26 protein-coding genes and 1 pseudogene are annotated in these 25,056 nt (G+C 72.2%); 20 read left to right on the top strand and 7 right to left on the bottom strand.

What is annotated here, in order from left to right:
* Positions 1-8: 8 nt before the first annotated feature.
* The 3 genes from FBY23_RS18970 to FBY23_RS18960 all read left to right on the top strand — a co-directional run bounded on the left by FBY23_RS18970 (position 9) and on the right by FBY23_RS18960 (position 2,407).
* On the top strand, positions 9-551 hold the full coding sequence (locus FBY23_RS18970; RefSeq protein ID WP_141799567.1) for a PH domain-containing protein: 543 nt from the start codon (positions 9-11) through the stop codon (positions 549-551).
* Between the two features lie 133 nt (positions 552-684).
* Positions 685-1,653 (top strand): co-chaperone YbbN, encoded by a 969-nt coding sequence (locus tag FBY23_RS18965; protein WP_141799566.1) that lies wholly within the window; start codon positions 685-687, stop codon positions 1,651-1,653.
* Between the two features lie 13 nt (positions 1,654-1,666).
* A complete protein-coding gene (locus tag FBY23_RS18960) occupies positions 1,667-2,407 on the top strand; it encodes an EI24 domain-containing protein (protein ID WP_141799565.1) in 741 nt (246 codons plus the stop codon).
* Here FBY23_RS18960 and FBY23_RS18955 read toward each other — a convergent pair.
* On the bottom strand, positions 2,386-2,880 hold the full coding sequence (locus tag FBY23_RS18955) for a nuclear transport factor 2 family protein (RefSeq protein WP_141799564.1): 495 nt from the start codon (positions 2,878-2,880) through the stop codon (positions 2,386-2,388). The two genes, FBY23_RS18960 and FBY23_RS18955, sit on opposite strands and share 22 nt — an antisense overlap.
* Positions 2,877-3,734 carry an LLM class F420-dependent oxidoreductase gene (locus tag FBY23_RS18950; RefSeq protein WP_141799563.1) on the bottom strand — a complete coding sequence of 286 codons (858 nt, stop codon included), beginning with the start codon at positions 3,732-3,734 and terminating at the stop codon, positions 2,877-2,879. The genes FBY23_RS18955 and FBY23_RS18950 overlap by 4 nt, the downstream gene beginning before the upstream one ends.
* Before the next feature lie 193 nt (positions 3,735-3,927).
* Here FBY23_RS18950 and FBY23_RS18945 point away from each other — a divergent pair, with 193 nt between their 5' ends.
* Positions 3,928-4,842 carry an IclR family transcriptional regulator gene (locus FBY23_RS18945; protein ID WP_222117876.1) on the top strand — a complete coding sequence of 305 codons (915 nt, stop codon included), beginning with the start codon at positions 3,928-3,930 and terminating at the stop codon, positions 4,840-4,842.
* Between the two features lie 111 nt (positions 4,843-4,953).
* Here FBY23_RS18945 and FBY23_RS18940 read toward each other — a convergent pair whose 3' ends face one another.
* Positions 4,954-5,490, bottom strand: coding sequence for a flavin reductase family protein (locus FBY23_RS18940; protein WP_222117875.1), 537 nt, complete (start codon positions 5,488-5,490; stop codon positions 4,954-4,956).
* A gap of 150 nt (positions 5,491-5,640) precedes the next feature.
* Between FBY23_RS18940 and FBY23_RS18935 the strand changes: the two genes are divergently transcribed.
* Genes FBY23_RS18935 through FBY23_RS18915 form a run of 5 tightly spaced genes read left to right on the top strand, consistent with a single transcriptional unit; the run spans position 5,641 to position 11,833 of the window.
* Positions 5,641-6,519: an alpha/beta fold hydrolase gene (locus tag FBY23_RS18935; RefSeq protein ID WP_141799562.1), complete on the top strand. Its 879-nt coding sequence runs from the start codon at positions 5,641-5,643 to the stop codon at positions 6,517-6,519.
* The gene (locus FBY23_RS18930; RefSeq protein WP_141799561.1) at positions 6,516-8,252 is read left to right on the top strand and encodes an FAD-binding protein; all 1,737 of its coding nucleotides are present in this window, start codon (positions 6,516-6,518) and stop codon (positions 8,250-8,252) included. Before FBY23_RS18935 ends, FBY23_RS18930 begins: the two co-directional genes overlap by 4 nt.
* Positions 8,252-9,433, top strand: a complete 1,182-nt coding sequence (locus FBY23_RS18925; protein ID WP_141799560.1) for an acyl-CoA dehydrogenase family protein — start codon at positions 8,252-8,254, stop codon at positions 9,431-9,433. The genes FBY23_RS18930 and FBY23_RS18925 overlap by 1 nt, the downstream gene beginning before the upstream one ends.
* Positions 9,434-9,470: 37 nt before the next feature.
* A complete protein-coding gene (locus FBY23_RS18920; RefSeq protein WP_141799559.1) occupies positions 9,471-10,382 on the top strand; it encodes a VOC family protein in 912 nt (303 codons plus the stop codon).
* Complete coding sequence (locus FBY23_RS18915) at positions 10,379-11,833, top strand: FAD-dependent oxidoreductase (protein WP_141799558.1); 1,455 nt, start codon at positions 10,379-10,381, stop codon at positions 11,831-11,833. The genes FBY23_RS18920 and FBY23_RS18915 overlap by 4 nt, the downstream gene beginning before the upstream one ends.
* Positions 11,834-11,919: 86 nt before the next feature.
* On the opposite strand, the gene FBY23_RS18910 is transcribed toward FBY23_RS18915, so the two are convergent.
* The 4 genes from FBY23_RS18910 to FBY23_RS18895 form a co-directional block, all read right to left on the bottom strand.
* Positions 11,920-12,888 (bottom strand): hypothetical protein, encoded by a 969-nt coding sequence (locus tag FBY23_RS18910; protein ID WP_141799557.1) that lies wholly within the window; start codon positions 12,886-12,888, stop codon positions 11,920-11,922.
* Positions 12,889-13,124: 236 nt separating this feature from the next.
* The gene (locus FBY23_RS18905) at positions 13,125-13,925 is read right to left on the bottom strand and encodes an SDR family oxidoreductase (RefSeq protein WP_141799556.1); all 801 of its coding nucleotides are present in this window, start codon (positions 13,923-13,925) and stop codon (positions 13,125-13,127) included.
* The gene (locus FBY23_RS18900; RefSeq protein WP_222117874.1) at positions 13,925-14,269 is read right to left on the bottom strand and encodes a hypothetical protein; all 345 of its coding nucleotides are present in this window, start codon (positions 14,267-14,269) and stop codon (positions 13,925-13,927) included. The genes FBY23_RS18905 and FBY23_RS18900 overlap by 1 nt, the downstream gene beginning before the upstream one ends.
* Positions 14,269-15,426 carry a Rieske 2Fe-2S domain-containing protein gene (locus tag FBY23_RS18895; RefSeq protein ID WP_141799555.1) on the bottom strand — a complete coding sequence of 386 codons (1,158 nt, stop codon included), beginning with the start codon at positions 15,424-15,426 and terminating at the stop codon, positions 14,269-14,271. Before FBY23_RS18895 ends, FBY23_RS18900 begins: the two co-directional genes overlap by 1 nt.
* 251 nt (positions 15,427-15,677) lie before the next feature.
* Between FBY23_RS18895 and FBY23_RS18890 the strand changes: the two genes are divergently transcribed.
* The 11 genes and pseudogenes from FBY23_RS18890 (at position 15,678) to FBY23_RS18845 (ending at position 25,044) form a co-directional block, all read left to right on the top strand.
* A complete protein-coding gene (locus FBY23_RS18890; RefSeq protein WP_160158289.1) occupies positions 15,678-16,280 on the top strand; it encodes a TetR family transcriptional regulator in 603 nt (200 codons plus the stop codon).
* A 69-nt stretch (positions 16,281-16,349) separates the two neighbouring features.
* Positions 16,350-16,568: pseudogene (locus FBY23_RS26950) on the top strand (SDR family NAD(P)-dependent oxidoreductase); the annotation flags it as partial.
* A 13-nt stretch (positions 16,569-16,581) separates the two neighbouring features.
* Complete coding sequence (locus tag FBY23_RS18885) at positions 16,582-17,097, top strand: SDR family NAD(P)-dependent oxidoreductase (protein ID WP_222117873.1); 516 nt, start codon at positions 16,582-16,584, stop codon at positions 17,095-17,097.
* A 49-nt stretch (positions 17,098-17,146) separates the two neighbouring features.
* Positions 17,147-17,923, top strand: coding sequence for an SDR family oxidoreductase (locus FBY23_RS18880; protein ID WP_141799553.1), 777 nt, complete (start codon positions 17,147-17,149; stop codon positions 17,921-17,923).
* An 11-nt stretch (positions 17,924-17,934) separates the two neighbouring features.
* Positions 17,935-18,822 (top strand): MaoC/PaaZ C-terminal domain-containing protein, encoded by an 888-nt coding sequence (locus FBY23_RS18875; protein ID WP_141799552.1) that lies wholly within the window; start codon positions 17,935-17,937, stop codon positions 18,820-18,822.
* On the top strand, positions 18,819-19,457 hold the full coding sequence (locus FBY23_RS18870; protein ID WP_141799551.1) for a PaaI family thioesterase: 639 nt from the start codon (positions 18,819-18,821) through the stop codon (positions 19,455-19,457). The genes FBY23_RS18875 and FBY23_RS18870 overlap by 4 nt, the downstream gene beginning before the upstream one ends.
* Positions 19,458-19,605: 148 nt before the next feature.
* Positions 19,606-20,559 carry an ABC transporter permease gene (locus tag FBY23_RS18865; protein ID WP_222117872.1) on the top strand — a complete coding sequence of 318 codons (954 nt, stop codon included), beginning with the start codon at positions 19,606-19,608 and terminating at the stop codon, positions 20,557-20,559.
* Positions 20,552-21,586: an ABC transporter permease gene (locus FBY23_RS18860; protein WP_260806592.1), complete on the top strand. Its 1,035-nt coding sequence runs from the start codon at positions 20,552-20,554 to the stop codon at positions 21,584-21,586. The genes FBY23_RS18865 and FBY23_RS18860 overlap by 8 nt, the downstream gene beginning before the upstream one ends.
* Positions 21,583-22,629: an ABC transporter ATP-binding protein gene (locus tag FBY23_RS18855; protein ID WP_141799548.1), complete on the top strand. Its 1,047-nt coding sequence runs from the start codon at positions 21,583-21,585 to the stop codon at positions 22,627-22,629. Before FBY23_RS18860 ends, FBY23_RS18855 begins: the two co-directional genes overlap by 4 nt.
* On the top strand, positions 22,629-23,624 hold the full coding sequence (locus FBY23_RS18850; RefSeq protein ID WP_141799547.1) for an ABC transporter ATP-binding protein: 996 nt from the start codon (positions 22,629-22,631) through the stop codon (positions 23,622-23,624). The genes FBY23_RS18855 and FBY23_RS18850 overlap by 1 nt, the downstream gene beginning before the upstream one ends.
* Before the next feature lie 4 nt (positions 23,625-23,628).
* Complete coding sequence (locus FBY23_RS18845) at positions 23,629-25,044, top strand: amidase (RefSeq protein WP_141799546.1); 1,416 nt, start codon at positions 23,629-23,631, stop codon at positions 25,042-25,044.
* Positions 25,045-25,056 lie beyond the last annotated feature (12 nt).

Below are 25,056 nucleotides of genomic sequence, written 5' to 3'. Positions count from 1 at the left end.
CACGACCGATGGCCCTGACCTTCGTCTCCGGCGTCGTCCGCCGGTTGGGTGACCCGAGGATCGGCAAGCACCTGCTGCGTGAGGAGGGCGAGGTCGTCGTCGACGAGGTGACCCACCACTGGTTCGCCTACGTCCGCCCCGCCGTGGAGACCGGGGTGGCGCTGGTGCTGCTGGTCGGCAGCTGGTTCGTGAACGTCCACGTCGCCTGGGTCCTCATCGTGGTCGCGGCGGTGCTGCTGGTCCGCGCCGGCTGGGTGGCGCTCGGCGTGGTCCGCGACCGGTTCGTGATCACCAACATGCGCGTCTTCCGGGTCCACGGGGTGCTCTCCCAGAGCCTGGCCACGATGCCGCTGAGCCGGATCCTCGACATCTCGGTGCAGAAGCCGCTGCACGGACGGCTGCTCGGCTTCGGCCACTTCTGCTTCGAGTCGGCGGCCCAGGAGCAGGGCCTGCGCGACATCCGGTACGTCGGCCGCCCCGACGACCGCGACCTCGCCATCCAGCGCGTGGTCCAGCGGGCGGGACTGCGGGGACCCCGCGTCCCGAACTGACCCAACCGGCTGAGCGCGGGCACCCCCTACGGTTTGGTCGCGGATCGGCCCGGAAGGCGACCAATTCGTAGGGGGTGCGGCACACACGGACCACGCTCACTCGCCCCGCAACGCCGTCCGTAGGATTGCGTCCATGACGCAGCAGCCGTTCTCCCGTCCCGGTGCGATCGACCTGTCCGCGCTGAAGCGCACCCCGCCGGCCGGTGCCGGTGCCGGCGGTGCCGCCGGCGCGCCCACGGGTGGAGGCGGCGCCGGAGGCTCGACGTCGGCGTACTCCGTTGCCGTGGACGAGACCAACTTCCAGGCGGTGCTCGAGGCGTCGATGACCGCGCCGGTGGTGCTGGTCTTCTCCTCGCCGTCGCAGTCTCCGGAGAGCGCGCAGCTCGCGCTCGACGTGGCGACCGTGGCCGACGAGTACGACGGCCGGTTCCTCGCGGCGACGATCGACGTGGACGTGGTGCCGCAGATCGCGCAGGCGATGCAGGTCCCGCAGGTCCCGCTGATGCTGGTGCTGCTCGACGGGCGCCCGGCGACGCAGCCGATCCCCGGGGCCGCGCCGATCGACGACATCCGCGCCCTGTTCAACCAGCTCGCCCAGCAGCTCACCGCGCAGGGCATCTCCGGGCGCCACCAGCCCAATGCCTTCGGCGCGGCCGGTGGCGAGGTCGCCGAGGGTGAGGAGCCCGCGATCGACCCGCGCTACGTGCCGGCGCAGGACGCGCTCGAGGCGGGCGACATCGACGCCGCCGTGGCGGAGTACCAGAAGCTCGTCGACGCCAACCCGGCCGACCACGAGGCCGCGGCCGGACTGGCGATGGCCAAGGTGCTGCAGCGCACCCAGGGCGTCGACCTCAACGCGGCCCGCGCCGCGGCCGCCGCCAACCCCGACGACGTCGACGCGCAGACCATGGTCGCGGACATGGACATGCTCGGTGGCCATGTCGAGGACGCCTTCGCGCGGCTCGTCGAGCTGGTTCGTCGTACGTCGGGCAAGGAGCGCGACCTGGCCCGCGAGCACCTCGTCGGGCTCTTCGGGGCGGTCGGCAACGACGACCCGCGGGTGCTCAAGGGCCGCCAGGCGCTGGCCTCCGCCCTGTTCTGACCGGGTTCCTGGCATGGGCTTCGGGCGCGGCGCCGGGTACCTCCTGCGTGGGCTCCGGCTGTGGCGGGAGCGCCCCTCGCTGATGCTGCTCGGCATCGTGCCGGCGCTGATCGTGGCGGCGCTGGTGTTCACGCTGCTCGTCGTGCTCGTGTTGTACGCCGACGACGTGGTCGGCTGGGCGACGCCGTTCGCCGACGACTGGGGCGACGCGGTGCGCGGAGTGTTCCGCGGTGCGCTCTATCTGGTGGTGCTGGTCGGCGCCGTGATGCTGGCGATCGTCACCTTCACCGGGCTCACGCTCGCGGTCGGTGACCCCTTCTACGAGAAGATCTGGAAGGAGGTCGAGCTCTCGCTCGGCGGCGACGTGCCGGACCGGGGGGTCGGCTGGATCCGCGGTGCGATCGACGGACTCGTCCTCGTGGCGCTCGGCATCGGCACCGCGATCGTGGTCTTCCTGATCGGGCTGCTGCCCGTCATCGGCACCGTCGTCGGCGCCGTGCTCGGCCTGGTCGTCGCCGGCCGGCTGCTCGCCGGCGAGCTCGTCTCGCGCCCGCTCGAAGCGCGCGGCATGGACCGCGCCGCCCGCGCGGCGCTGATGCGCGACCATCGCGGGGCGATGCTCGGCTTCGGGGTCTGCGTGCAGGCCTGCTTCCTCGTGCCGTTCGGCGGCATCCTGGTGATGCCCGCTGCGGTGGCCGGCGCGACGTACCTCGCCCGCGAGGCGCTGGCGGGTCAGCCGGTCGGCGGCAGCTGACCCAGGGCGCCCGTGCGCAGCAGGCCGTGCGCCAGCTCGGCTCCGTCCAGGAGCCGGCCGGTGCGCACGGTCGCGCGCCAGCCCTCGTCGGTGCGCCGCAGCTGCCAGTGGTTGGCGGTCGCGCGGTTGACCCGGAACGCGCCGTCCTCGTGCAACACCATCAGCGAGTGCGTGACCGCGATCGCCGTGTCGCCGTCGACCTGCACCGAGACCGGTCCGTTGAAGTGTGCGCAGCCGCCGGCGATGAAGCCCTGGTGGGACGCCGAGCGCACCATCGCGCGGATCTCGTCGCGGCCGGTCATCACGATGACGTCGTTGTCGTAGACGCCGTCCTCGGTCCAGATCGCGGCGACCTCGTCCGCGCAGCCGGAGTCGACCAGCGGTCCGTAGGTCGTGAGGAGCTGCACGATCTCGCGCTCGTCCTCCAGGCGCTGGAGCCGGCGCTCGAGCGCGGCCAGGCGGTCGTCGGTCATGAGATCTCCTTCGCGAGGACGGCCAGCGCCTCGAGCTGGTCGCAGTAGTGGTCGGCGGACGTGGCCTCAACCGCCGTGGTGACCAGGGTGGCGCCGGCGGCGCGGACGCGGGCCAGGCGGGTCGTCGTACCGCTGGGGTCGCCGATCGGGTCGACCATCCGGCCGGGGGACAGGATCACCTCGAAGCCGGCGGGGAGGTCGCGTGCGGCCAGCAGGGTGCGCAGCTCGTCGAGGCCGAGGCCGAAGGGCACCCAGCCGTCGCCGAGCTCGACCGCGCGGCGCAGGCTGCGCGCCGTACGCCCGCCGATGAGGAGCGGGACCCGCTCCTGGACGGCATGCGGCTCGACGACGAGACCGTCGAAGTCGTAGTGACTGCCGTGGTACGACGGCTCGCGCCGCCCCAGGCTCACGCGCAGTGCACGCAGTGCGTCGTCGGCGCGCTCGCCGCGGCCCGCGAACGGGGCGCCGAGGAGGGCGAACTCCTCCTCGAGCGAGCCGACACCGATGCCGAGCATCAGCCGGCCGCCGCTGACCAGGTCGAGGGTGCCGTACCGCTTCGCGATCGCCAGCGGGTGGTGGTAGCCGATGACCAGCACCTGGGTCATCAGCCGCACCCGCTCGGTGACGGCGGCGAGGTGGCCGAAGGTCGCCAGCGGGTCCCAGTAGGTGCCGCCGCGCTGGTCGGCGGCCTCGGTGGGTACGGCGACGTGCTCGCTGCAGGTCAGGTGGTGGAAGCCGAGCCGGTCGGCGGCCTGCGCGACCCGCACCAGCTCGGCGATGCCGGCCTTCTCCTCCCAAGGCGCGTGGGCGCCGGGATTGGCGGTCACGATCGGGCTGACGATGCCGAGCTGCACGGTGCTTCCTTCCGGTGGGGACGGCCGGAGTCAAGCAGTTGCTCCCGCGGCACCGGGTCGCCCACTCCCGGTGAGTGGGGCGCGGCGTGGACGACGCGCCGGCCGGGAGGGTCTTGTGGTGTCCGTCTCCTCTTGCTATCTTCGGACCAGCAGAAACTAGAATGTATTTCAGTTTTGATCGAGGGGAGCAGTCATGAGCGCTCAGGTCGTCGAGTCGGTCCCCGAGGGTGCCACCACTGCTGCGGGTCGCGACCTGCCGCCGTCCATGGTCGAGCGGATGTCGCTGATCCTGGACGCGTTCGAGTCGCCGGCCGCGCGGCTCACCCTCGAGCAGGTCTCGCGGGCCACGCACCTCCCGCGCTCGACCGCCCACCGGATCCTCGACCAGCTGGTCCGCCTGGAGTGGCTGGCCCACACCTCGTTCGGCTTCTCCCTCGGGCCGCGCTCACTCGGCCTGGGCGGTGGCGGCCGGGCCGACACCGAGCTGCGCGAGGCGGCGGCGCCGTACCTCCACGAGCTGCAGGTCCGCACCGGCCTGGTCGCCCACCTCGCCGTGCTCGACGGGCCCGACGTGCGCTACCTCGACAAGATCGGCGGCCGGTTCGCCGTACGCGTGCCGTCGCGGGTCGGTGGCCACGCCGCGGCCCACGCGACCGCGCTCGGCAAGGCGATCCTCGCCTGGCTGCCGGCCGAGCGCGTCGACGAGATCGTCGAGGCCCGCCCGGCCCGGCTGACCCGGTCCACCATCACCGACCTCGTCCTGCTCCACCAGGAGCTGCACCGGATCCGCGGTCGCCACGGCGTCGCGTACGAGCGCGGCGAGGCACACCCCGACATCGCCTGCGTCGCCGCCGCCATCCGCAGCCCCGAGGGCGCGGTCGGCGCGGTCTCCCTCGTCGGCGACCTGCGCGCGCCCGTCGAGCGGGTCGCACCCCTCGTGCTGCGCGCCGCCCGGCAGACCGCCGCCGACCTGTTCCCGCAGCCCGAGCCCGCTCCGGCGCCCGTCCGCCCCTCGCGCGCCGCCACGCCCGCGCCCGCCCAGCCCACGTGGTCGGCCGCGACCATGGAGCGGCTCGTCGCCGACGCAGCCTCCGGCGCCTGGTCCTAGCCGACCCGGCTCGAAAGGGCTCCCAAATCCCGCCGACCCGGCAGAAAGTGTCTCGTGCGGCGAGACACTTTCTGCCGGGTCGGCGGGCTTGAGGAGCTACTTCGAGCCGGGTCAGCCCCAGTGGTCGCCCCAGCCCCACAGGTCCGGAGCGATCTGCTCGTGCTGGTCCTCGACGCCGAACCTGCCGCGGAAGAACAGCATCGGGGTGGCGCGGTGCGGCGTCTCGAGCCGGGTGACCCGGCCGATGACGACGTCGTGGTCACCGGCGACGTGCACGTCCTCGACCTTCGCGTGCACCCGCATCAGGGTGCCGGACAGGCTCGGGGTGCCCTCGGGGGATTGCTCCCAGGCGAGGTCCTCGAACTTGCGCCCGCGGCTCGAGCCGAACCGCTGGCACAGGTCGGCCTGGTCCTCGCCGAGGACGTTCACGGTGAACTGCCCCGAGCGCCGGATCCGCGGCCAGGCGCGGCCGCTGTGGTCGGCGCAGAACAGGACGAGTGGCGGGTCGAGCGACACCGAGGCGAAGGATTGGCAGGCGAAGCCGACCGGCTCGCCGTCGTCCAGGCCGGTCACGATCGTGACGCCGGTCGCGAAGTTGCCCATCGCGGCCCGCATCTCCAGCGGGGACGGCTCGATAGCGGTGCTCATGTCGACGACGCTAACGACGGCCCCGCGACGTGTTCGGAGACATCCCGCTGAGTGACGCACGACAGCGCGGAATCGCCCGTCGGGACTGGGCTTTCCAGTCACCGGAAAGCACGCGAGCCCGTTCGCGCACGGCCACCTAGCGTGCGGAGCGTGACCGACCTGACCCACGATTCCACGCGACGCGAGCTGGCCACGGACGCCGGCGTGCTGCGCTACCACGAGGCCGGCGACGGCCCGCCGCTGCTCATGCTGCACGGGTCGGGCCCGGGCGTCACCGGGTGGCGCAACTTCGGCGACAACCTCCCGGCCTTCGCGCCGCACTTCCGGTGCCTGGTGCTGGAGCTGCCGGGCTTCGGCGTCAGCGACACCACCGACCAGCACCCGATGATGGCCGCGCTGCCCGCCGTGCAGCGCTTCCTCGACGGCCTCGGCCTCGACCGGGTCGACGTCATCGGCAACTCGATGGGCGGCGGGGTCGCGACCAGGCTCGCGATCAGCCAGCCCGACCGGGTACGACGACTGGTCACCGTCGGCGGCGTCGGTCGCAACATCTTCAGCCCCGCCCCGGGCGAGGGGATCAACCTGCTCGTCGAGTTCGTCGAGAACCCGACCCGCGAGAACCTGGTGTCCTGGCTGCGCTCGATGGTCTTCGACCAGTCCATGGTCACCGAGGAGCTGATCGAGCAGCGCTGGGCGCTGGCCACCGAGCCGGACACCCTCGAGGTCGCGCGCCGGATGTACGGCCGGGCCGCGATCACCGCCGCCTTCGCCGGCGCCGGCAGCTCGGCACAGGCGACGCCCGGCTGGGCGCAGTTCGATCAGATCAGGGCCCGCACCCTGCTCACCTGGGGCCGCGACGACCGGGTCAGCCCGCTCGACATGATGCTCATCCCGATGCGGACCATCCCCGACGTCGAGGTGCACGTGTTCGCCAACTGCGGCCACTGGGCGATGATCGAGCAGAAGCGCGCCTGGGAGCGGACCGTGCTCGCCTTCCTCACCGAGCCGGACGAGGAGCACGCCGCATGAGCGCGACCTGGACCGACGAGTTCGACCTCGTCGTCGTCGGCAGCGGCGGTGGCGGCATGACCGCCGCGCTGGCAGCCGTCGACGCCGGCCTGTCCGTCGTCGTGATCGAGAAGGGCGCGAAGTTCGGCGGCAGCACCGGCATCTCCGGCGGCGGCATCTGGGTGCCCAACAACCCGACCCTGCGCAGGGCCGGCCACGACGACTCCCGCACGTCGGTGCTGGAGTACCTCACCACCATCACCGGTGGCACGGTCCCCGCGACCCGGCTGGCGGCGTACGTCGACCATGGCCCGGCCGCGATGGCCCTCCTCGAGCGGTCGAAGTGGGTGAGGTTCGCCTGGACCAAGGGGTACGCCGACTACCACCCCGAGCTGTCCGGCGGCCGGCCCGCGGGCCGTTCGATCGAGGCCAAGCCGTTCGACACCCGCAAGCTGGGGGAGGACGAGGCCTACCAGCGCCCCAACAACATGAAGGGGCCGCTCGGGCTCTGGGTGACCGCGAAGGACTACCACGACCTGGCCATGGTCAAGCGGACCTGGCAGGGCCGCCGCGCCTCGCTGCGCGCGGCCTGGCGGGTAGGCTCGAACGCCGTACGCCGCCGCCACATGGCGACCGGGGGCCGCGCGCTGGTCGCGCGGATGCGGATGGCGCTCAAGGACGCCGGCATCCCGCTGTGGCTGGAGACCTCGATGACCTCGCTGGTCGTCGAGCCGGGACCGACGGGGGACCGCGTCACGGGCATCGTCGCGACCCGCGGCGGCGCGGAGGTCCGGATCCACGGCAGGAAGGGCGTCCTGCTCGCGGCCGGCGGCTTCGACCACAACCCGGCGATGCGCGAGCGCTACCTCCCCGCCGGTGCCCGCCCCGACCACAGCCTCGGTGCCGTCGAGAACACCGGCGACGCCATCACCGCCGGGCAGGCGGTCGGCGGCGCGGTCGACCTGATGGACGACGCCTGGTGGATGCCCTCGGTCACGCACCCTGCCGGCGCGACCATCCCGCTCGTCTCCGAGCGAGCGATTCCGGGCCAGGTGATCGTCGGCGTCGACGGCAGGAGGTTCACGAACGAGGCCTCGCCGTACGTCAACTTCGTCCACGACCAGCTCGCCAGCGGCAACGAGAGGGCCTGGCTGGTGATGGACTCGCGGGCCCGCTCGCGCTACCCGTTCGCGCAGATCCTGCCGGGAGCCCCCTTCCCGCAAGGGTTCTACGACCAGGGGATCGTGCACCGCGCCGACACCGTGGCCGAGCTGGCGGCCGCGATCGGCGTGCCGACGGACACGCTCTCGGCCACAGTCGAGCGGTTCAACGGCTTCGTCCGCGCTGGGAAGGACGAGGAGTTCGGCCGCGGCGAGAGCGCCCACGACCGCTACTACGGCGACCCGACGCTGGCCAACCCCAACCTGGACGTCATCGACCGGGCGCCGTACTACGCCGTACGCATCGAGCTCGGCGACCTCGGCACCAAGGGCGGCCTGGTCACCGACGACCGCGCGCAGGTGCTGCGCGAGGACGGCTCGGTCGTGGCCGGGCTCTACGCGACCGGCAACTGCGCCGCGTCGGTGATGGGCAACGACTACGCCGGCCCGGGCGCCACCATCGGCCCTTCGATCGTCTTCGGCTACCTGGCCGCGCGCCACGCCGCCGGTCTTTCCGATGACCGGAAGACCCCGCCCGCCGCAGCCGCGCCGGGTGCCACCGTGCAGACCCACGCTGAGGAAGTGAGTTCGTGATGAGTGAGGTGCTCGAGAGGATCGAGGCCCGCGCCGAGGAGATCGCCGCGCTGGGCCCCAGCAACGAGAAGCTGGGCCGGCTCGACGACCGCGCGGCCGAGCTGCTGCGCGAGACCGGAGTGATCCGGATGCTGCAGCCCGCGAAGTACGGCGGCGCCGAGGCGCACCCTGCCGACTTCGCCGAGGCCGTGATGCGGCTGGCGAGCCTGGACGGCTCCACCGGCTGGGTCGCCGGCATCGTCGGCGTGCACCCGTGGGAGATGGCGATGTGCGACCCGCGCGTGCAGGAGGAGGTGTGGGGCGAGGACCACGACACCTGGATCGCGTCGCCGTACGCACCGATGGGTGTCATCCGCCCCGTCGACGGCGGCTACGTCTTCAACGGCCGCTGGCAGTTCTCGTCTGGCACCGACCACTGCGACTGGATCTTCCTCGGCGCCTACCTCGGCGACGAGAACGGCGAGGCGATCATGCCGCCGCGGGTGCACCACGTGATCCTGCCGCGCTCGGACTACACGATCGTCGAGGACTCCTGGGACGTCGTCGGCCTGCGCGGCACCGGCTCCAAGGACATCATCGTCAAGGACGCCTTCATCCCCGACTACCGCGTCGTCGAGTTCTCCCGGTTCACCGACGGCAGCCAGCCGCGCGAGGCCGGACTGACCAACCCGACGTACCACATCCCGTTCACCACGGCCTTCCCGCTCGGCATCACCTCCGCCGTCATCGGCATCGCCGAGGGCGCGCTCGCCGCGCACCTGGCCTACCAGCGCACGCGCGTCCAGATCACCGGTACCAAGGTGAAGGACGATCCCTACGTCCTCTTCGCGATCAGCCAGGCCGCGGCGGAGATCCAGGCCTCGCGGGTGAGCATGCTCGACAACGCCCGCCGCTTCCACGACAAGGCGGTGCGGGGCGAGGAGGTGTCCTTCGCCGAGCGCGCCGAGTCGCGTCGTACCCAGGTGTCCGCGGCGTGGCGCGCGGTCCGGGCCATGGACGAGGTCGTCGCCCGCTCGGGTGGCAACGGGATGCGGATGGACAACCCGATCCAGCGGTTCTGGCGCGACGGGCACATGGGCCTCGCGCACGCCATCCACGTGCCCGGCTCGGTGTTCCACGTGCAGTCGCTGACCGCGATGGACGTGACGCCGCCGCCCGGACCGATGCTCTCGATGATCTGATCCCCGCCCCGACCCCCGACCGACTGAGGAGAACAACATGACCGCGATCCGTGGCCTCGGCTACCTGATCGTGCAGAGCCAGGACCTGCCCCGCTGGCGCGAGCTGACGGTGGACTGCCTGGCGATGCAGGAGACCACCGGGCCGGTCGACGACGGCCTGTACCTGCGCATGGACGAGCGATTCGCGCGGCTGGTCGTGCTGCCCGGCGCTGTCGACCGCGTGGTCGCCGTCGGCTGGGAGGTGCGCGACCAGTTCGGCCTCGCCGAGGTCGCCGCCGCGGTCGAGGCCGCGGGCGTGCCCTTCAAGGAGCTCAGCCAGGAGGAGTGCGACGAGCGGCGGGTCGAGGCGGCGATCCGCTTCGACGACCCCGCCGGCACGCCGGTCGAGGTGTTCTTCGGCCCGGTGCTCGACCACGCCCCGGTCCTGACCGGCCACGGCCAGTCGTTCGTCACCGGCGACCAGGGGATGGGCCACGTCGTCCTGCCGACGACGGCCGCCGAGGAGACGGTCGCGTTCTACACCGAGGTGCTGGGCTTCCTGCCGCGCGGCGCGATCCGGATGGGTACGGCGCTGCCGCCGCGCCGGGTGCGGTTCATGGGCGTCAACCCGCGTCACCACAGCCTCGCCGTCTGCCCCGCGCCGCACGGCGAGGCGCCCGGTCTGGTGCACCTCATGATGGAGGTCGACAGTCTCGACGCCGTCGGCCGCGCGCTCGACAAGGTCAACCGGGCCGGCTTCTCGCTGTCCTCGACGCTGGGCCGGCACACCAACGACAAGATGGTGTCGTTCTACGTGCGCGCGCCCGGCGGCTGGGACCTGGAGTACGGCTGCGAGGGCATGCTCGTCGACGAGGCGTTCTACACCGCCGAGGAGATCACCGCCGACAGCTACTGGGGCCACGACTGGTCCGGCTCCGAGCCGCTCGCCGCCTTCCTCCCGCCGGCGTGAGCGAGTCTGTTCCGGGCTGCACCGAGGTCGACGTCCTCACCGATGTGGTGGTCGTCGGCTTCGGGTGCGCCGGTGGCGCCGCGGCCCTCGAGGCCCGGGCCGCCGGCGCGTCCGTCGTGGTCCTCGAGCGTGCCAGCGGTGCGGGCGGGTCGTCGGCGCAGTCCGGCGGCGAGCTGTACCTCGGCGGCGGGACCGCCGTACAGGAGGCGTTGGGGTTCGAGGACGACGCCGCCAACATGCTCGCCTTCCTGCGGGCCGCGCTCGGTCCGCACCCCGACGAGGAGAAGCTGCGGCTCTACTGTGACGGCAGCGTCGAGCACTTCGACTGGTTCCGCGGGCTGGGGATCGAGTTCGAGAAGTCGCTCTACGACGCGCCGTCGTGGATGCCGCCCACCACTGACGGGCTGATGTGGCTGGGCGAGAACGCCTGGCCGTACGACGAGCTGGCCCGCCCTGTCCCGCGCGGGCACCGCCCCGCCACCGGCGGCTTCGGCGGCTGGCTGGTGATGGACCGGTTGGTCGCCGCTTGCGCGTCGGCCGGCGTGGTGACCGCGACGGACACCCGGGCGGTGTCACTGGTGGTGGAGTCCGGGCGCGTGGTCGGCGTACGGGCCCGGCGGTTCGGTGAGGACGTCACCTACCGCGCCCGCCGCGGCGTCGTCGTCACCACCGGCGGCTTCGCCGACAACCCGGAGATGCTCGCCGCGCACGCACCCGACCTGCTCGGCCACGGTGTGGTCAGCGACGGGGGAGACGACGGCAGCGGCATCGTGATGGCGCAGGCCGTCGGGGCCGCCGTACGCCGCATGTCGGTGGTCGAGGTCGCCTACACCGCCCTGCCGGCGCTGGCGTGCCGCGGGATGCTGGTCAACGCCCGCGGCGAGCGGTTCATCAACGAGGACGTCTACCCGGGGCTGTACAGCCACGCCGCACTGCACGAGCCGGGACCCTGTTGGGTGGTCGTCGACGCGCAGGCGCTCGAGGAGGTCGGCGAGGCCGACCTGTGGGGGACGGTGCCGTCGTACGCCGCCGAGACGATCGAGGAGCTGGAGGCCGACCTCGGCATGCCGCGGGGGGCGCTCGCGCACACCCTCGCGGGCTACAACGCCGGCGCCGCCGATGGCGGGGATCCCGTGTTCCACAAGAGCCCGCGCTGGACGCGGGTCCTGACGGGTCCGTTCGCCGCGATCGACCCGCGGATCGGCTTCCACAACCCCACCCACCGCGCCGCCCCCGGCGCCACCGGGTTCGCCGGCTTCACCCTCGGCGGGCTGCACACGACGGTGGACGGGTCGGTCCTGTCGCTCGGGGGTGCCCCGATCCCCGGGCTGTACGCCGCCGGCCGGGCCAGCTCCGGCATGCACGGGCAGGGATACATCTCCGGCACCTCGCTCGGGGACGGCACGTTCTTCGGCCGGCGCGCCGGGCGGGCGGCTGCTCAGTCCCGCTGACCCGGCGCGAAGTGGCTCCTGCAGTCCGTCGACCCGGCAGAAGGTGGTGCGCAGATCGCGTCGACCCGGCAGAAGGTGGCTTCTCGTCAGAGCGGGCCACGACCGCGCCGGGCCTCCGCGACTCCGCGACGAAGAACGGCCTCGACATCCGCACGCGGCCCGAAGAGGTTCTCCTTGCGCACGGCGGCGATCCGGAACGGGGTCTCGGCCTCCACCAGCGCGCGACGCTCCCGGTCGTGCCGCAGCTGGTCGGGACTCGAGTGCCACTCGTCGCCGTCGTACTCGGCAGCGAACGCCAGCGCCTCGTTCCCGAGATCCAGCCTGGCGAGGAAGGTTCCCACGGCGTCGAACACCTCGAGCTGGGGGACGGGCGTCGGCAGGTGCGCCTGGATCCAGCGGAGCCGGAGGATCGACTCCGGCGGCGACTCGGCGCGGCCGTCGACGTAGGCGACCATCGTGCGCAGGACGGTCACCCAGCGCATCCCCTTGAAGCGCGGTACGCCGGCCGCGAGCTCGGCCGCGGAGAACAAGCCCAGCCGGAGCATCTGGTCCATCGCGGCCAGCGACGGTTCGGCGTACCGCTGGCGGCCGAGGTCCCACGTCGTACGCAACGGCGAGGTGACACGAAGTCCGTTCAGCTCCACGACGTCGTCACGGGCGAAGGTCCGCTCACCGCTGTCAGCCAGGACGTTGCGCAGGCGGCGGCCCGGTGCGGGCAGGAAGACGCGGATCGGTGCGAGGTTGAGGTGCTCGTTGGGAGCGAGCACCATCTCTGCGCCATGCAACCAGCCGGCATGACGGTCGCACACGACCGCATCCTGCGGTACGACGAGGCGCAGGGCCGCGCAGCGCAGGTCGAGGCTGTCGGCGACCGGGGTGGCGACGTACACATTGCGGAGGAGGCGGCGCAGGAACCCTTGCTCCACCAACCAGGCCAGCTGGTGGGGAGTGAGGCCGCCCTCACGGTGCGCGGTGGCCCTGGTGAATGGAGCGTCGAGGGGGAGCGGGAAGCCGGTGGGGAGGAAGGGCAGGCCTTCGAGGTCGGTTCGTCTCATGCCCGACCGCGTGCCCCACCGTGAATAGCGGCCAATCACGGGGCCTCGCGACCTGTGGACAGGAGCGTGGATCGCGTGTTGCTTGCGACATCGAGGAGCCGGGTCGGCCGACAACCCGACCCACTTTGTGCCGGGTCGGCCGACAACCCGACCCACTTTGTGCCGGGTCGGCCGACAACCCGACCCACTTTTCGCCGGGTCGGCGCGAATCAGGAGCAAGTTCGAGCCGGGTCGCGCTAGTCAGAGGCGGCAGGCAGCAGCTTCCTGGACTTCGCGAGGGCGTCGCGGACGAGGGCGGAGCGGTCGTGGCCGCTGCGGATCTCGGCGACCCTCTCGTTGCCCTCGGCGACCTGGACCGGGCCGTCCTGGAGCAGGGAGAGGGCCTGGCGGGCGACGTCGTCGGGCTCGGAGACGTGCATGCCGGGGATGTCGAAGTTCAGGCCGGCGCGCTCCATGGCGGGGGTGCGGGTGACGCCGAGGACGAACTCGAGCACGTCGACGTCGTACTCCTGCATCTCCAGCCACAGGCCCTCGGCGAAGACCCGGCAGAAGGACTTCACCGCGGCGTAGATGCTGATCTGGGCCGAGCCCATGTAGCCGGCCAGGGAGCCGATCAGCAGGATGCCGCCGCGGCGCCGCTCGCGCATCGGGGCGCCGAAGTGCTGGACGAGGGCGAGCTGGGCGGTGACGTTGAGGTCGATCACGCCCTGGAAGCGGTCGAGGTCGCCGGTGACGAACTCGTGGCCGTAGGTGTTGGCGCCGGCGTTGAAGACCAGCAGCCCGACCTCGAGGTCGTCGGTCACCTCGGCGACCTGCTTGATCGCGTCGGGGTCGGTGAGGTCCACCGCGAGGGTCCGTACGTCGACGCCGAGCTCACGGCACGCGGTCGCGGTCTCCTCCAGCGGGCCGGGCTTGCGGGCCAGCAGGACGAGGTTGAGGCCCGTCTCGGCGAGCTGGCGGGCGAAGGACGCGCCGACGCCCTCCGAGCCGCCGGCGATGACGGCCCAGGGGCCGTGGCGTTCCAGGTCGACGCCCATCAGGCGTGCACCTCCGTGTCGTGGTGGTCGTGGTGGTCGTGCTGGTCGTGGTGGGAAGGATTGGTCCTGAGCGGTGCGGCGTCCACGACGTCCAGGTCGCCGCGTACGGCGGCCTCCCGGATCGCGTCACGCAGCGCGGCGCAGCCGGTGAAGGTGGCGCCGTTGGGACCGGGGCGCGGGGACGAGGCCCGGCGCTCCATGCACGCGGCGAGCGCCGCGTCGTTCCACTGGATGCTGGTCTGGTCCCACGAGCTCTTCCGGGCCGCGACGAGCGCCCCGCAGGTCCCGCAGGTGACGGGCTGCATGGGGGCGTCGTCGAGCCGGACGTCGGGCCGGACCGCCATCAGACCGGCTGGCCGGAGGCGGCTGCGCGCTTGGCGAGGTTCTCCTCGACCTCGGCCCGCCAGGCCTCGTTGGGCTTGGTGGTGTCGATCTCGAACTCGAAGCGCTCGACCATCTCCGGGGTGACCTGGTCGGCGTCGACGTAGAACTGCTCGTACCACCGTCGCAGCTGGTAGACCGGCCCGTCCTCCTCGCACAGCAGCGGGTTCTCGATGCGTGCCTTGTTGCGCCAGATCTGGACGTCCTGCTCGAAGCCGATCCGGATGAAGTCGCCCAGCCTGCGGGCGGTGGCGGTGGCCGCCTCGTCCTCGACGCCGGCCGGCTTCTTCGTCATGATCCCGTACTGCAGCACGAACGAGTTCGCGTCGATCGGGTAGTGGCAGTTGATCAGCGTCGTGGGCATGTCGTTGCCGTCGCTGTAGTGGTAGGTGACGTCGTCGATCATGAACGACGGCCCGTAGTACGCCGCGGTCGACGTCGTCCCCGTGCTCTTCGGGCCGTCGCCGCTGTTCTGCGGGCGGGCGACGTCCTCACGGCCGGTGCCCGTCATCAGCTGGGTGGCGACCGAGCCCTCGAAGATGTTCTTGAAGTACGTCGGGAAGGTGAAGTGCACGTAGAAGAAGTGCGCCATGTCCACGACGTTGTCGACGATCTCGCGGCAGTTCGAGCCCTCGATCCTCGTCGTGTACCAGACCCAGTCGGTCCATTCGGGGTTGTCGTAGCCCTCGATGCGCGGGATGACCGCGTCCTCGGTCGGAGGGTTGCCCTCCGGGTCGTTCCAGACGAAGAGCATGCCGTCCTGGGTCATCGTCGGCCACGCGGCGGTGCGCGCGCGCAGCGGGACGCGGCGGGCGTAGGGGATCTGCTTGCAGCGGCCGTCGCCACCCCAGCGCCAGTCGTGGAACGGGCAGGCGATCTCGTTGCCCTTGACCTCGCCCTGCGACAGGTCACCGCCCATGTGCCGGCAGTAGGCGTCGAGCACGTTGATCGCGCCGTCCTCGCCGGCGAACACCACGAGCTTCTGGCCGAAGGCGTTGATCTGGTGCGGCTTCCCGTCGTCGAAGTCGCGGACCAGTCCCAGGCAGTGCCAGCCGCGGGCGAAGCGGGTGGGCGGCGGACCCGACTCGATGTGGCGGACCTCGTCTCCGACTGCGGTCATGTGCGGATCTCCCCTCGAGGATTCGTCGCGCCGGTGCGTGCCGGTGGAGGACGCCGGGCGCGGATGTCTGGTCTGGCGAGTCTGACCGGCGCCGTACGACGGCCGGTGCCGTCGGTCCCACTCACCGGAAGGAGCGCGCCCGGTCGACAGGTCCGATCAACCGGTCCACGGTCCCACTGACCGGTAGCATGCGAACCGATCGCCCCCGTCTGGTCCGACCATCGGGACGCAGCCACCGGAGGGAGTCAGCAGTGCCACGGATCGCCGAAGGCCGGCCCGCGGCCAAGCCCAGCTCGAACGTCCAGAAGGACCGCTACCAGCGGATCCTGCGGGCCGCGGCCAAGCTCGGCGCCGAGCACGGCCTCGACCACGTCCAGATGAACGACGTCGCCAGGCAGGCGAACGTCGCGATCGCCACGCTCTACCGCTACTTCCCGTCGAAGGTCGACCTGTTCAGCTCGGTCATGCGCTGGCGGGTGGGGGAGTACGACCAGGGGCCCGACGGAGCCGCGGTGGCCGATCCGGTCGCCGGGGTGGCCGACCTGCTGATCCGGATCAGCCGCGAGATGGTCCGGATGCCGAAGCTCTCGCTGGCGATGATCCAGGCCAACAGCCAGGCCTACGCGATGGGCTCGCAGGAGTCGGCCTTCGACGACGTGCGCTTCGCGCGGATCGTCCAGCGGGCAGCGGGGATGAGCGAGGTGAGCGAGGAGGGCGAACGCCAGGTCCGGCTGATCATCTCCTGCTGGTTCGGAACCCTGGTCTCCCTGCTCAACGGCCGGTTCTCGGTCGAGGACGCCGAGGACGACATCCGGGCCGCCTGCGCACTGCTGCTGCGCCCCCTCGACGACTGAGCGCCGCGCACTCCCACTGACCGGTGATCGCGGGGGCCCCGGGACGCGATCGTCCCTAGGGTCCGGGCCATGCAGAGGTTCAGCGGCACCAACGTCATCGTCACCGGTGCGGCGTCGGGCATCGGCCAGTCGACGGTCGTGCGCCTGGTCGCCGAGGGGGCGGCGGTGTTCGCCGTCGACCGCGACGCGGCCGGTCTCGCCGACACGGTCGCGACGTCGGTCGGGACCGGCCGGGTCGTGACCGCCGTCGTCGACGTGACCGACGAGGCAGCGGTGGTCGCCACGGTCCGGGCGGCGCGACATGCGCGAGCGAAGCGTCGAGGTCCTCGTCAACGTCGCCGGCGCCCACCGCACCACGCCGATCACGTCCCTGTCGGTCGCCGACCTGCGCGACCTGTTCGAGATCAACCTGGTCGGTACGGCGGTCTTCTGCCGCGAGGTCGTGCCGCTGCTGCCCGACGGCGCCGGAGTGATCGTCAACGTCGCCTCGACGTCCGCGGCCCACGGCAACCCCTACATGTCGGCGTACTCCGCGTCGAAGGGCGCCGTGCTCGGCTTCTCGCTGAGCCTGGCCGCCGAGCTGGTCGGCCGCGGGATCCGGGTCGTCCCGGTCTCCCCGGGCACGGTCGACACCCCGCTCACCCGCTCGGTCGCCGTGGAGCCGGGCCTCGACCTGAGCGCGTTCGACCGGATCCGCTCGCCCCTCGGCCCGGCGCGCCCCGAGCAGATCGCGTCCGCGATCGCGTTCGCGGCCTCGCCCGACGCGTCGTACCTCACCGGCCTCGACCTGCGGGTCGACGGCGGCTCCCACATCTGATCACCCCGACAGACCCAGACCCAGAACCAGACCCAGCACGGAGGAATCCATGTCCCGCACCATCGCCGTCACCGGTTCCGCCTCCGGGATCGGCGCCGCGCTCACGAGGATCCTCGCGTCCCGCGGCGACCGCGTCATCACCGTCGACCGGGTCGACGCGGACCTCGTCGTCGACCTCGCGACCGCCGAGGGCCGCGCCGCCGCCGTCGCCGGCATCACCGAGCGCTGCGACGGCGTCCTCGACGCGCTGGTGACCTGCGCCGGCACCTCGGTCCCGAGCCCGCTGATGGTCGAGGTCAACTACTTCGGCACCGTCGAGCTCGTGGCCGGGCTGCAGCCGGCGCTGGCTGCCTCCGAGGCCGGCCGGGTGGCCGTGGTCGGCTCGATCTCCGGCACCCAGCCCAACGACCCCGAGCTGGTCGACCACCTCCTCGCCGGCCGTACGACGGCCGCCACCGACCGCGCAGCGGCCCTGGTCGACGAGGGCGCGCCGACCCGGATCTACCCGTCCACCAAGGCGGCCCTCGCGCGCTGGGCCCGCACCACCTGCGTCGCGCCCGGGTGGGCCGACGCGGGCGTACCGCTCAACGTGATCGCACCCGGCGTCATCCTCACGCCGATGAGCGCCGGGCTCATGGACGACCCGAAGATGCGCGCCGTGATGGACGCGGCGGTCCCGATGCCGCTCAACGGCTACGCCGAGCCGCAGGCCCCGGCGGAGCTGCTCGCGTGGCTGGTGAGCGAGGCCAACAGCCACGTCACCGGACAGGTGATCTACGTCGACGGTGGGGCCGAGGCGACGCTTCGCCCGGCCGGGCACTACTGAGCGGGGACCCGATGCCGATCGACGTCGCCACCGCACTCGCCGCACCGCCGGCGGTCCGCACCATCTCCTGGACCCGGCGCGACGTGCTGCTCTACCACCTCTCGCTCGGTGCCGGGCAGCACGCGGACGTCGACCCCGAGCTGGCCTGGACCTTCGAGCACGGGGTGGACGAGCGAGGTCTCCAGGTGCTGCCGACCTTCGCGGTCGTCGCCGGCAGGACGATCTCGGCCGGCGACGAGCCGGGTGCCCCGGCGATGCGGATGCCGGGCATCGACGTGGACCTGCGCCGGATCCTGCACGGCGGCCAGGCGCTCACCGTGCACCGGCCGATCCCGGCCGCCGGCACCGCCGAGCTGAGCACCCGCGTCGCCGACGTCCGGGACAAGGGCAAGGCCGCCGTGGTCGTGCTCGAGCACCGGGTCAGCGACGCCGACGGCCCGCTGTGGACCGCGCAGATGCAGGTCTGGGCCCGCGGCGAGGGCGGCTTCGGCGGCGAGCCGGGGCCGGACACGACCTGGCGCGCCCCCGACCGGGCGCCGGACCACGTGCTCGACAGCCCCACGACGCCGGGACAGGCGCTGCTCTACCGCCTCAACGGCGACCTCAACCCGCTGCACGCCGACCCGGCCTTCGCCGCGTCCGCCGGCTTCGACCGGCCGATCCTGCACGGCCTCGCGTCGTACGGAATCGTCGCGAAGACGCTCGTCGACGGGCTCCTCGACGGCGATGCCACCCGGCTGCGCGGCATCGCGGTCCGCTTCGCCGGGACCCTGGTGCCCGGCGAGACCATCCGCACCTCGGTGTGGCGTGACGGCGACCGGCTCATCCTGGCGTCGTACTGCCCCGAGCGCGGCGACCGGCCGGTGCTCAGCCACGGCGTCGCGGAGGTCGCCCCATGACCACGACCGGGCTCACCGAGCTGACCGCCCGCCCGGACGACTCGGGCATCGACACCGCGGTGGCCGCCGTACGACGTCTCGCCGCCGCGCTCCTCGCCGCCGGCGGCCGGGTCGACCTCGACCTCGACGACCTGGCCCGGCGGCTGACCGCGATGGCCGGTGAGGTCGAGGACCTCGCGCCCGAGCTCGCCGACCGCATGGTCGACATGTGGTCGGGGGAGGGCGTGACCCGGCACGACCCGGTGACCGGACCCGAGAACGCCATCGCGCCACCCCTCGTGCTGTCCGCCGAGCCTGGCGGCTCGGTCGCCGGCCCGGTCAACCTCGGCATCGCCTACGAGGGACCGCCGGGATGCGTGCACGGCGGGATCAGCGCCCTGCTGCTCGACCACACCCTCGGCGTGGCCAACGCGCATGCCGGCACCTCGGGCATGACCGGCACCCTGACCCTGCGCTACGAGCGGCCGGTCCCGCTGCACACCGACCTCGTCGTACGCGGCCGGCAGGAGCGCGTGGAGGGCCGCAAGATCTGGACCCACGGCACCATCACGGCCGGCGACGAGGTGCTCGTACGGGCCGAGGGACTGTTCATCGACAAGCACCTGGCGCGGCCCGGCCAGGGGGCCTCCCGGTGAGCGGGAGGATCTGTGTCGCCCGCCACAGCCGGCGACCTACGCTACCCGACGTCCTGGGGGAGAACGCTCCCCGACACCGTCTGAAGGGATGCGAGCGGATGTCCTTCGATCCGATGCCGGCCGGGGCGGCCGGCCCGGGGGTGACCCGGTGAGCCGCCGCCTGGTGCTGCGGCTCGGCGAGCTGGTCGCCGTCCTGCTGCTGGTCAGCTTCGGCGTGTTCATGATGGTGTCGCTGATGCCGGGCGACCCGGCGGTCGCCGTGCTCGGCGAGGGCCACACGCCCGCGGAGTACGCGGCCAAGCGCACCGAGCTCGGCCTGGACGGCAATGTGTTCGCCCGGTACGTCGACTGGCTCGGCAACGCCCTGACCGGCGACCTGGGCCGCTCCCTGGTGCCGCCCAACAGCGACGTCGTCCACCGCGTCCTCTCGGCACTGCCGGTCAGTGTCGAGCTCGCCGGCCTGGGCCTGCTGATGGCGCTGGTGCTGGCGATCCCGCTCGCGATGTGGAGCGCCTCGCACGAGGGCGGCCTGGTCGACCGGGCCATCGGCGCCTCGATGTTCGCGATCCTCTCGGTGCCGTCGTTCCTGGGCGGTCTGCTGCTGATCGCCATCTTCGCCAACGGCCTGGGCTGGTTCCCCCGCGCCCAGTGGGTGCGGTTCGGGGACAGCCCGCTCGACAACCTCTACCACGCGTTCCTGCCGGCGCTGACGATCGCGCTGATGGAGCTGGCGCTGTTCACCCGGGTGCTGCGCAACGACCTGCTGGTGACCCTGCACGAGGACTACATCCTCGCGGCGCGCGCCAAGGGCATGCCGCCGTTGCGGATCCTGCTGCGCGACGCGCTGCGGCCCTCGTCGTTCTCGCTGGTCACCCTGCTCGGCATCAGCATGGGCCGGCTGATCGGCAGCACCGTGATCGTGGAGTACCTCTTCGCACTGCCCGGGATGGGCAGCCTGGTCATCAAGTCCGCCAACAACGGCGACTTCCCGATGGTGCAGGGGGCGGTGCTCCTCATCGCCGCGATCTACGTCGTCATCAACGCCGGGATCGACCTCTCCTATGGCTACCTCGACCCAAGGACCCGCCGTGCTCATGCCTAGGAAGAACCCCGTCGGGTCGAAGCTCTCGGCCCGAAGCCTCGGTGGCCTCGGCGCCGGGATGGTGCTCGCCGGCCTCGCGCTGCTGGTCGTCGGGTGGAGCGCTCCGCTGCTGCTGTTCGTGAAGGCCGTGCTCTTCCTGGCCGGCGTCATCGTGCTCGCCCAGGGCCTGTCCCGGGTGGTGTGGGCGGTGCGTGGCGGCCGGCCGGACATCCTGCTGTGGCTGTGCTGCGGCTGGCTGGTGCTGCTGGCGCTGGTCGCCCTGCTCGCCCCGGTGCTGCCGCTCGGCGAGCACGTCGACGTCGTGAAGGCGCTCGACGCGCCGATCTACCAGTCGCCGGAGCTGCTCTCGGAGTACCCGCTCGGCACCAACAACTACGGGCTGGACATGCTGTCCCGCTCGATCTACGGCGCCCGGACCTCGCTCGTCATCGCCCTGTCCGCGGTCGCGATCGGCACCGTCGTCGGTGGCAGCATCGGTGTCGTCGCGGGCTTCCTGCGCTCGGGCGTCGACAGCGTGATCGGCATCTTCACCAACGCCCTGCTGGCGGTCCCGCCGCTGGTGCTGCTGATCGCGCTGGCCACGGTCCTCGAGCCCAAGCTGCGCAACGTCGCCCTGGCCCTGGCCCTGCTCACCATCCCGAGCATGATCCGCCTGGCCCGGGCCAACACGATCGCCTTCGCGCAGCGCGAGTTCGTCCTCGCCGCTCGGGCGATGGGTGCGACCAAGCTGCGGATCATGTGGCGCGAGCTGGTGCCCAACGTCGTGCTGCCGATCTTCTCGATGATGGTCGTGATGATCTCGGTGCTCATCGTGGCCGAGGCATCGCTCAGCTTCCTCGGCTTCGGCGTCCAGGCGCCCGAGCCGACGTGGGGAAACATGATCTCGGAGGCGGAGGGCAGCACCATGCAGGAGCACCCGCACATCGTGCTGGTGCCCGGCGTCTTCCTGTTCCTGACCGTGTTCTCGTTCAACCTGCTGGGCGAGAAGGCCCAGAAGCGCTGGGACCCGAGGAGTGCGAAGCTGTGAGCGACCAGACCGTTCTCGAGGTCGAGGACGTCCGAACCGAGTTCCAGACCGCCCGCGGCGTGGTCCGCGCCGTCGACGGCGTCTCGCTCAGCCTGCGCGCCGGCGAGACGCTGGGCATCGTCGGGGAGTCCGGCTCGGGCAAGTCCGTCCTCGGCCGCACCATCATGGGCCTGATCACGACCGGACACACCACGCAGGTCCACGGCACCGTGCGCATCGCCGGCCAGGACGTCCACGCGATCAGCGCCAAGGAGCGCCGCAGGCTGTGGGGCTCCGAGGTCGCGATGGTGTTCCAGGACCCGATGACATCGCTCAACCCGGTCAAGCGGGTCGGCACCCACATCACCGAGGCCCTGCGCCTGCACCTGGGCCTGGACAAGAAGGCCGCTGCGGAGCGGGCGATCGATCTGCTGCGTCAGGTCGGGATCCCCGAGCCGGCGCGGCGGATGAGCCAGTTCCCCCACGAGCTCTCGGGCGGCATGCGACAGCGCGTCGTCATCGCGATGGCGCTGTGCTGCGACCCGAAGCTGCTCATCGCCGACGAGCCCACCACGGCCCTCGACGTCACCGTGCAGAAGCAGATCCTCGACCTCCTCACCTCGCTGGCCGAGAGCCGGCAGATGGCGACCATCCTGATCAGCCACGACCTCGGTGCCGTCGCCGGCCGCACCGACCGGGTCCAGGTGATGTACGCCGGGCGCGTGGTCGAGCGCTCCAGCACCGCCGAGGTCTTCGAGGGACCGCGCCACCCCTACACCGAGGGCCTGCTGGCCTCGATCCCGCGCCTGTCCGACCCGCCGCACACCACGCTGCGCGCGATCGTCGGCTCGCCGCCCAACATGGCGAACCCGCCGGAGGGCTGCCGGTTCGCGCCGCGCTGCCCCTACGTGCAGGACCGTTGCACCGCCGAGCAGCCGGAGCTGCTGGAGATCGGCATGCGTCGTACCTCCCACGTCGCGGCCTGCCACTTCCCGCTGCCCGACGTCGACACCGGGACCGCCGGAGACGCGCCCCGGGCCGCCCTCGCAGAGGAGATCAGCTGATGGCCGGAAGCGGAACCGCCCACCTGCGCCCGGAGCAGGAGCCGGTGCTCACCGTCGACGACATGGTCGTCGAGTTCCCGGTCGGCCGCGGGCAGAAGGTGCACGCCGTCTCGGGCCTGAGCCTCGACCTGCTGCCGGGGGAGACCCTCGGCATCCTCGGCGAGTCCGGCTGCGGCAAGTCGACGGCCGGCCGCGCGGTCATGCAGCTGCCGTCGCCGACGTCCGGCACCGTCCGGCTCGGCGAGCGGGAGCTGACCGGCCTCACCTCGCGGCCGTTGCGCAAGGCGCGCTCACGGATGCAGATGATCATGCAGGACCCCACGTCGTCGCTGAACCCGCGCCGCAAGGTCAAGGACCTGGTCACCGAGGGCCTGGCGATCTGGGGCTTCGAGGGCACCAAGCAGGAGAAGGAGGACCTCGTCCGCGAGACCCTCTCCGCCGTCGGCCTCGACCCCGACGTGGTCTGGGACCGCCGCCCGCACGAGCTGTCCGGCGGCCAGTGCCAGCGGGTCTGCATCGCCCGGGCGCTGATGATGAACCCCGAGGTCCTCATCTGCGACGAGCCGGTCTCCGCACTCGACGTGTCGGTCCAGGCCCAGATCCTCAACCTGCTCGAGCGCACCAAGGAGCGCTACGACCTGAGCATGGTCTTCATCGCCCACGACGTGTCGGTGGTCAAGAACATCAGCGACCGGGTGATGGTGCTCTACCTCGGCAAGACCTGCGAGGTCATCCCGTCGGACCGGATCGAGCAGGACGCGGCCCACCCCTACACACAGATGCTGCTCGCCTCGATCCCCGGCGCCGGCGACCGCGAGCTGAGCGCGTCGGCCGCCGCCACCGAGCTGCCCTCGCCGCTGAGCCCGCCCTCGGGCTGCCGGTTCCGCACCCGCTGCCCACTCGCCACCGAGCGCTGTGCCGCGGAGGAGCCGGAGCTGCGCGAGGTCCGTCCCGGGCAGTACGTCGCCTGCCATCACCCGATCGTCGAGGAGTGACCCCGTGAGCAGCGCCCTTCCCGACGCCATCGCCACCGCCGCTGCGATCCGCAGCGGCGAGACCAGCCCCCGCGAGGTGGTCGAGGAGAGCATCCGTCGCATCGAGAAGCTCGACCCGCAGCTCAACGCGATGATCGGCACCCGGTTCGACGAGGCCCTCACCGAGGTGGACGCCGGCCTGCCCGACGGACCGCTGACCGGCGTGCCGGTGGTCATCAAGTCGCTCGCCGCCGATGTCGCCGGATTGCCGACGACCGGCGGCAGCCGGCTCTTCGCCGACGACGTGAAGACCGAGGACAGTGAGCTGGTGCGCCGCTGGAAGGCTGCCGGCATGGTCGTACTCGGCACCACGAACACCCCCGAGCTGGGCAAGAACGGCAGCACCGAGCCGCTGCTGCACGGTCCCTGCCACAACCCGTGGTCACTCGGGCACTCCACCGGGGGATCCAGCGGCGGGTCCGCTGCCGCCGTGGCCGCCGGCCTGGTGCCGGTGGCGCACGGCAACGACGGCGGCGGATCGATCCGGATCCCCGCCGCGGCGTGCGGCCTGTTCGGGCTCAAGCCGAGCCGCGGGCTGATCCCCGGGGCGCCGTACCCGTCCACGCTCGCCGGCCCCACCAGCGTCCACGGTGCGTTGACGACGACCGTCCGCGACAGCGCGCTGCTGCTCGACGTCTCCGCGGGCCGCGTGCCGGGTCAGGCGTCGTACGGGCCCACGCCGCCGGCCGGGGGCTACCTCGCCTGCGTCGACCGCGCGCCCGGAAGACTCAGGATCGGACTGGCGACGGCGGTCCCCGACGGTCCCGACGTCGACCCGGCCGGGGTGGCCGCGGTGCGTCGTACCGCTGACCTGCTGACCGACCTCGGCCACGACGTCGTCGAGGTGTCCCTGCCTGTCGGCTACCCGGACTTCGCCCGCTGGTCGGGGATGACGATGGGCGCCAACCTGGTCGCCCACGTCGACGACCGGCTCGCCGCCCTCGGCCGCGAGCTCCGCGACGACGACATCGAGCCCTTCACGCGGATGATGTACGACCGCTACTCGGCGATGCCGCTGGCCGACCTGCTGCGCGCCCTCGAGGGCTTCGAGCACGTGGGCTTCGCGACCGCGCGGCTCTTCGCGGACCTGGACGCCGTGCTCACCCCGACGCTGTGCATGCGCACGCCCGAGCTCGGTGTCCTCGACACCACCAAGCCCGAGGTCATGTACACCGTCGCGCCCGCCATGGCCGGCTTCACCAGCCTCGTCAACGTCACCGGTGGCTCGGCGATGTCGGTTCCCGCCGGACTCGACCCCGACGGCCTCCCGCTCGGCGCGCACTTCTTCACCGACCTCGGCGGTGAGCCGCTGCTGCTGTCGCTCGCCGGCCAGCTCGAGCGCGCTGCCCCCTGGGTGCGGCACGCGCCCCTCGCCGGCTGAGCCCGCGTCGAT

The sequence above is a fragment of the Nocardioides sp. SLBN-35 genome (assembly GCF_006715725.1).
Classification (GTDB): domain Bacteria; phylum Actinomycetota; class Actinomycetes; order Propionibacteriales; family Nocardioidaceae; genus Nocardioides.
Note: the sequence above shows the minus strand (reverse complement) of the source record. Positions and strands in the feature narration are given on the sequence as shown.

Bases quoted from the DNA above. Each gene is read 5' to 3' on its own strand.
- FBY23_RS18885 (WP_222117873.1), top strand. From the start codon at position 16,582: ATGCGCGAGCGAAGCGTCGAGGTCCTCGTCAACGTCGCCGGCGCCCAC.
- FBY23_RS18850 (WP_141799547.1), top strand. From the start codon at position 22,629: ATGGCCGGAAGCGGAACCGCCCACCTGCGCCCGGAGCAGGAGCCGGTG.
- FBY23_RS18965 (WP_141799566.1), top strand. From the start codon at position 685: ATGACGCAGCAGCCGTTCTCCCGTCCCGGTGCGATCGACCTGTCCGCG.
- FBY23_RS18905 (WP_141799556.1), bottom strand. From the start codon at position 13,925: ATGGGCGTCGACCTGGAACGCCACGGCCCCTGGGCCGTCATCGCCGGC.
- FBY23_RS18930 (WP_141799561.1), top strand. From the start codon at position 6,516: ATGAGCGCGACCTGGACCGACGAGTTCGACCTCGTCGTCGTCGGCAGC.
- FBY23_RS18955 (WP_141799564.1), bottom strand. From the start codon at position 2,880: ATGACCGACGACCGCCTGGCCGCGCTCGAGCGCCGGCTCCAGCGCCTG.
- FBY23_RS18925 (WP_141799560.1), top strand. From the start codon at position 8,252: ATGAGTGAGGTGCTCGAGAGGATCGAGGCCCGCGCCGAGGAGATCGCC.
- FBY23_RS18895 (WP_141799555.1), bottom strand. From the start codon at position 15,426: ATGACCGCAGTCGGAGACGAGGTCCGCCACATCGAGTCGGGTCCGCCG.
- FBY23_RS18920 (WP_141799559.1), top strand. From the start codon at position 9,471: ATGACCGCGATCCGTGGCCTCGGCTACCTGATCGTGCAGAGCCAGGAC.
- FBY23_RS18910 (WP_141799557.1), bottom strand. From the start codon at position 12,888: ATGAGACGAACCGACCTCGAAGGCCTGCCCTTCCTCCCCACCGGCTTC.
- FBY23_RS18940 (WP_222117875.1), bottom strand. From the start codon at position 5,490: ATGAGCACCGCTATCGAGCCGTCCCCGCTGGAGATGCGGGCCGCGATG.
- FBY23_RS18970 (WP_141799567.1), top strand. From the start codon at position 9: ATGGCCCTGACCTTCGTCTCCGGCGTCGTCCGCCGGTTGGGTGACCCG.
- FBY23_RS18960 (WP_141799565.1), top strand. From the start codon at position 1,667: ATGGGCTTCGGGCGCGGCGCCGGGTACCTCCTGCGTGGGCTCCGGCTG.
- FBY23_RS18870 (WP_141799551.1), top strand. From the start codon at position 18,819: ATGACCACGACCGGGCTCACCGAGCTGACCGCCCGCCCGGACGACTCG.
- FBY23_RS18900 (WP_222117874.1), bottom strand. From the start codon at position 14,269: ATGGCGGTCCGGCCCGACGTCCGGCTCGACGACGCCCCCATGCAGCCC.
- FBY23_RS18875 (WP_141799552.1), top strand. From the start codon at position 17,935: ATGCCGATCGACGTCGCCACCGCACTCGCCGCACCGCCGGCGGTCCGC.
- FBY23_RS18880 (WP_141799553.1), top strand. From the start codon at position 17,147: ATGTCCCGCACCATCGCCGTCACCGGTTCCGCCTCCGGGATCGGCGCC.
- FBY23_RS18945 (WP_222117876.1), top strand. From the start codon at position 3,928: ATGAGCGCTCAGGTCGTCGAGTCGGTCCCCGAGGGTGCCACCACTGCT.
- FBY23_RS18860 (WP_260806592.1), top strand. From the start codon at position 20,552: ATGCCTAGGAAGAACCCCGTCGGGTCGAAGCTCTCGGCCCGAAGCCTC.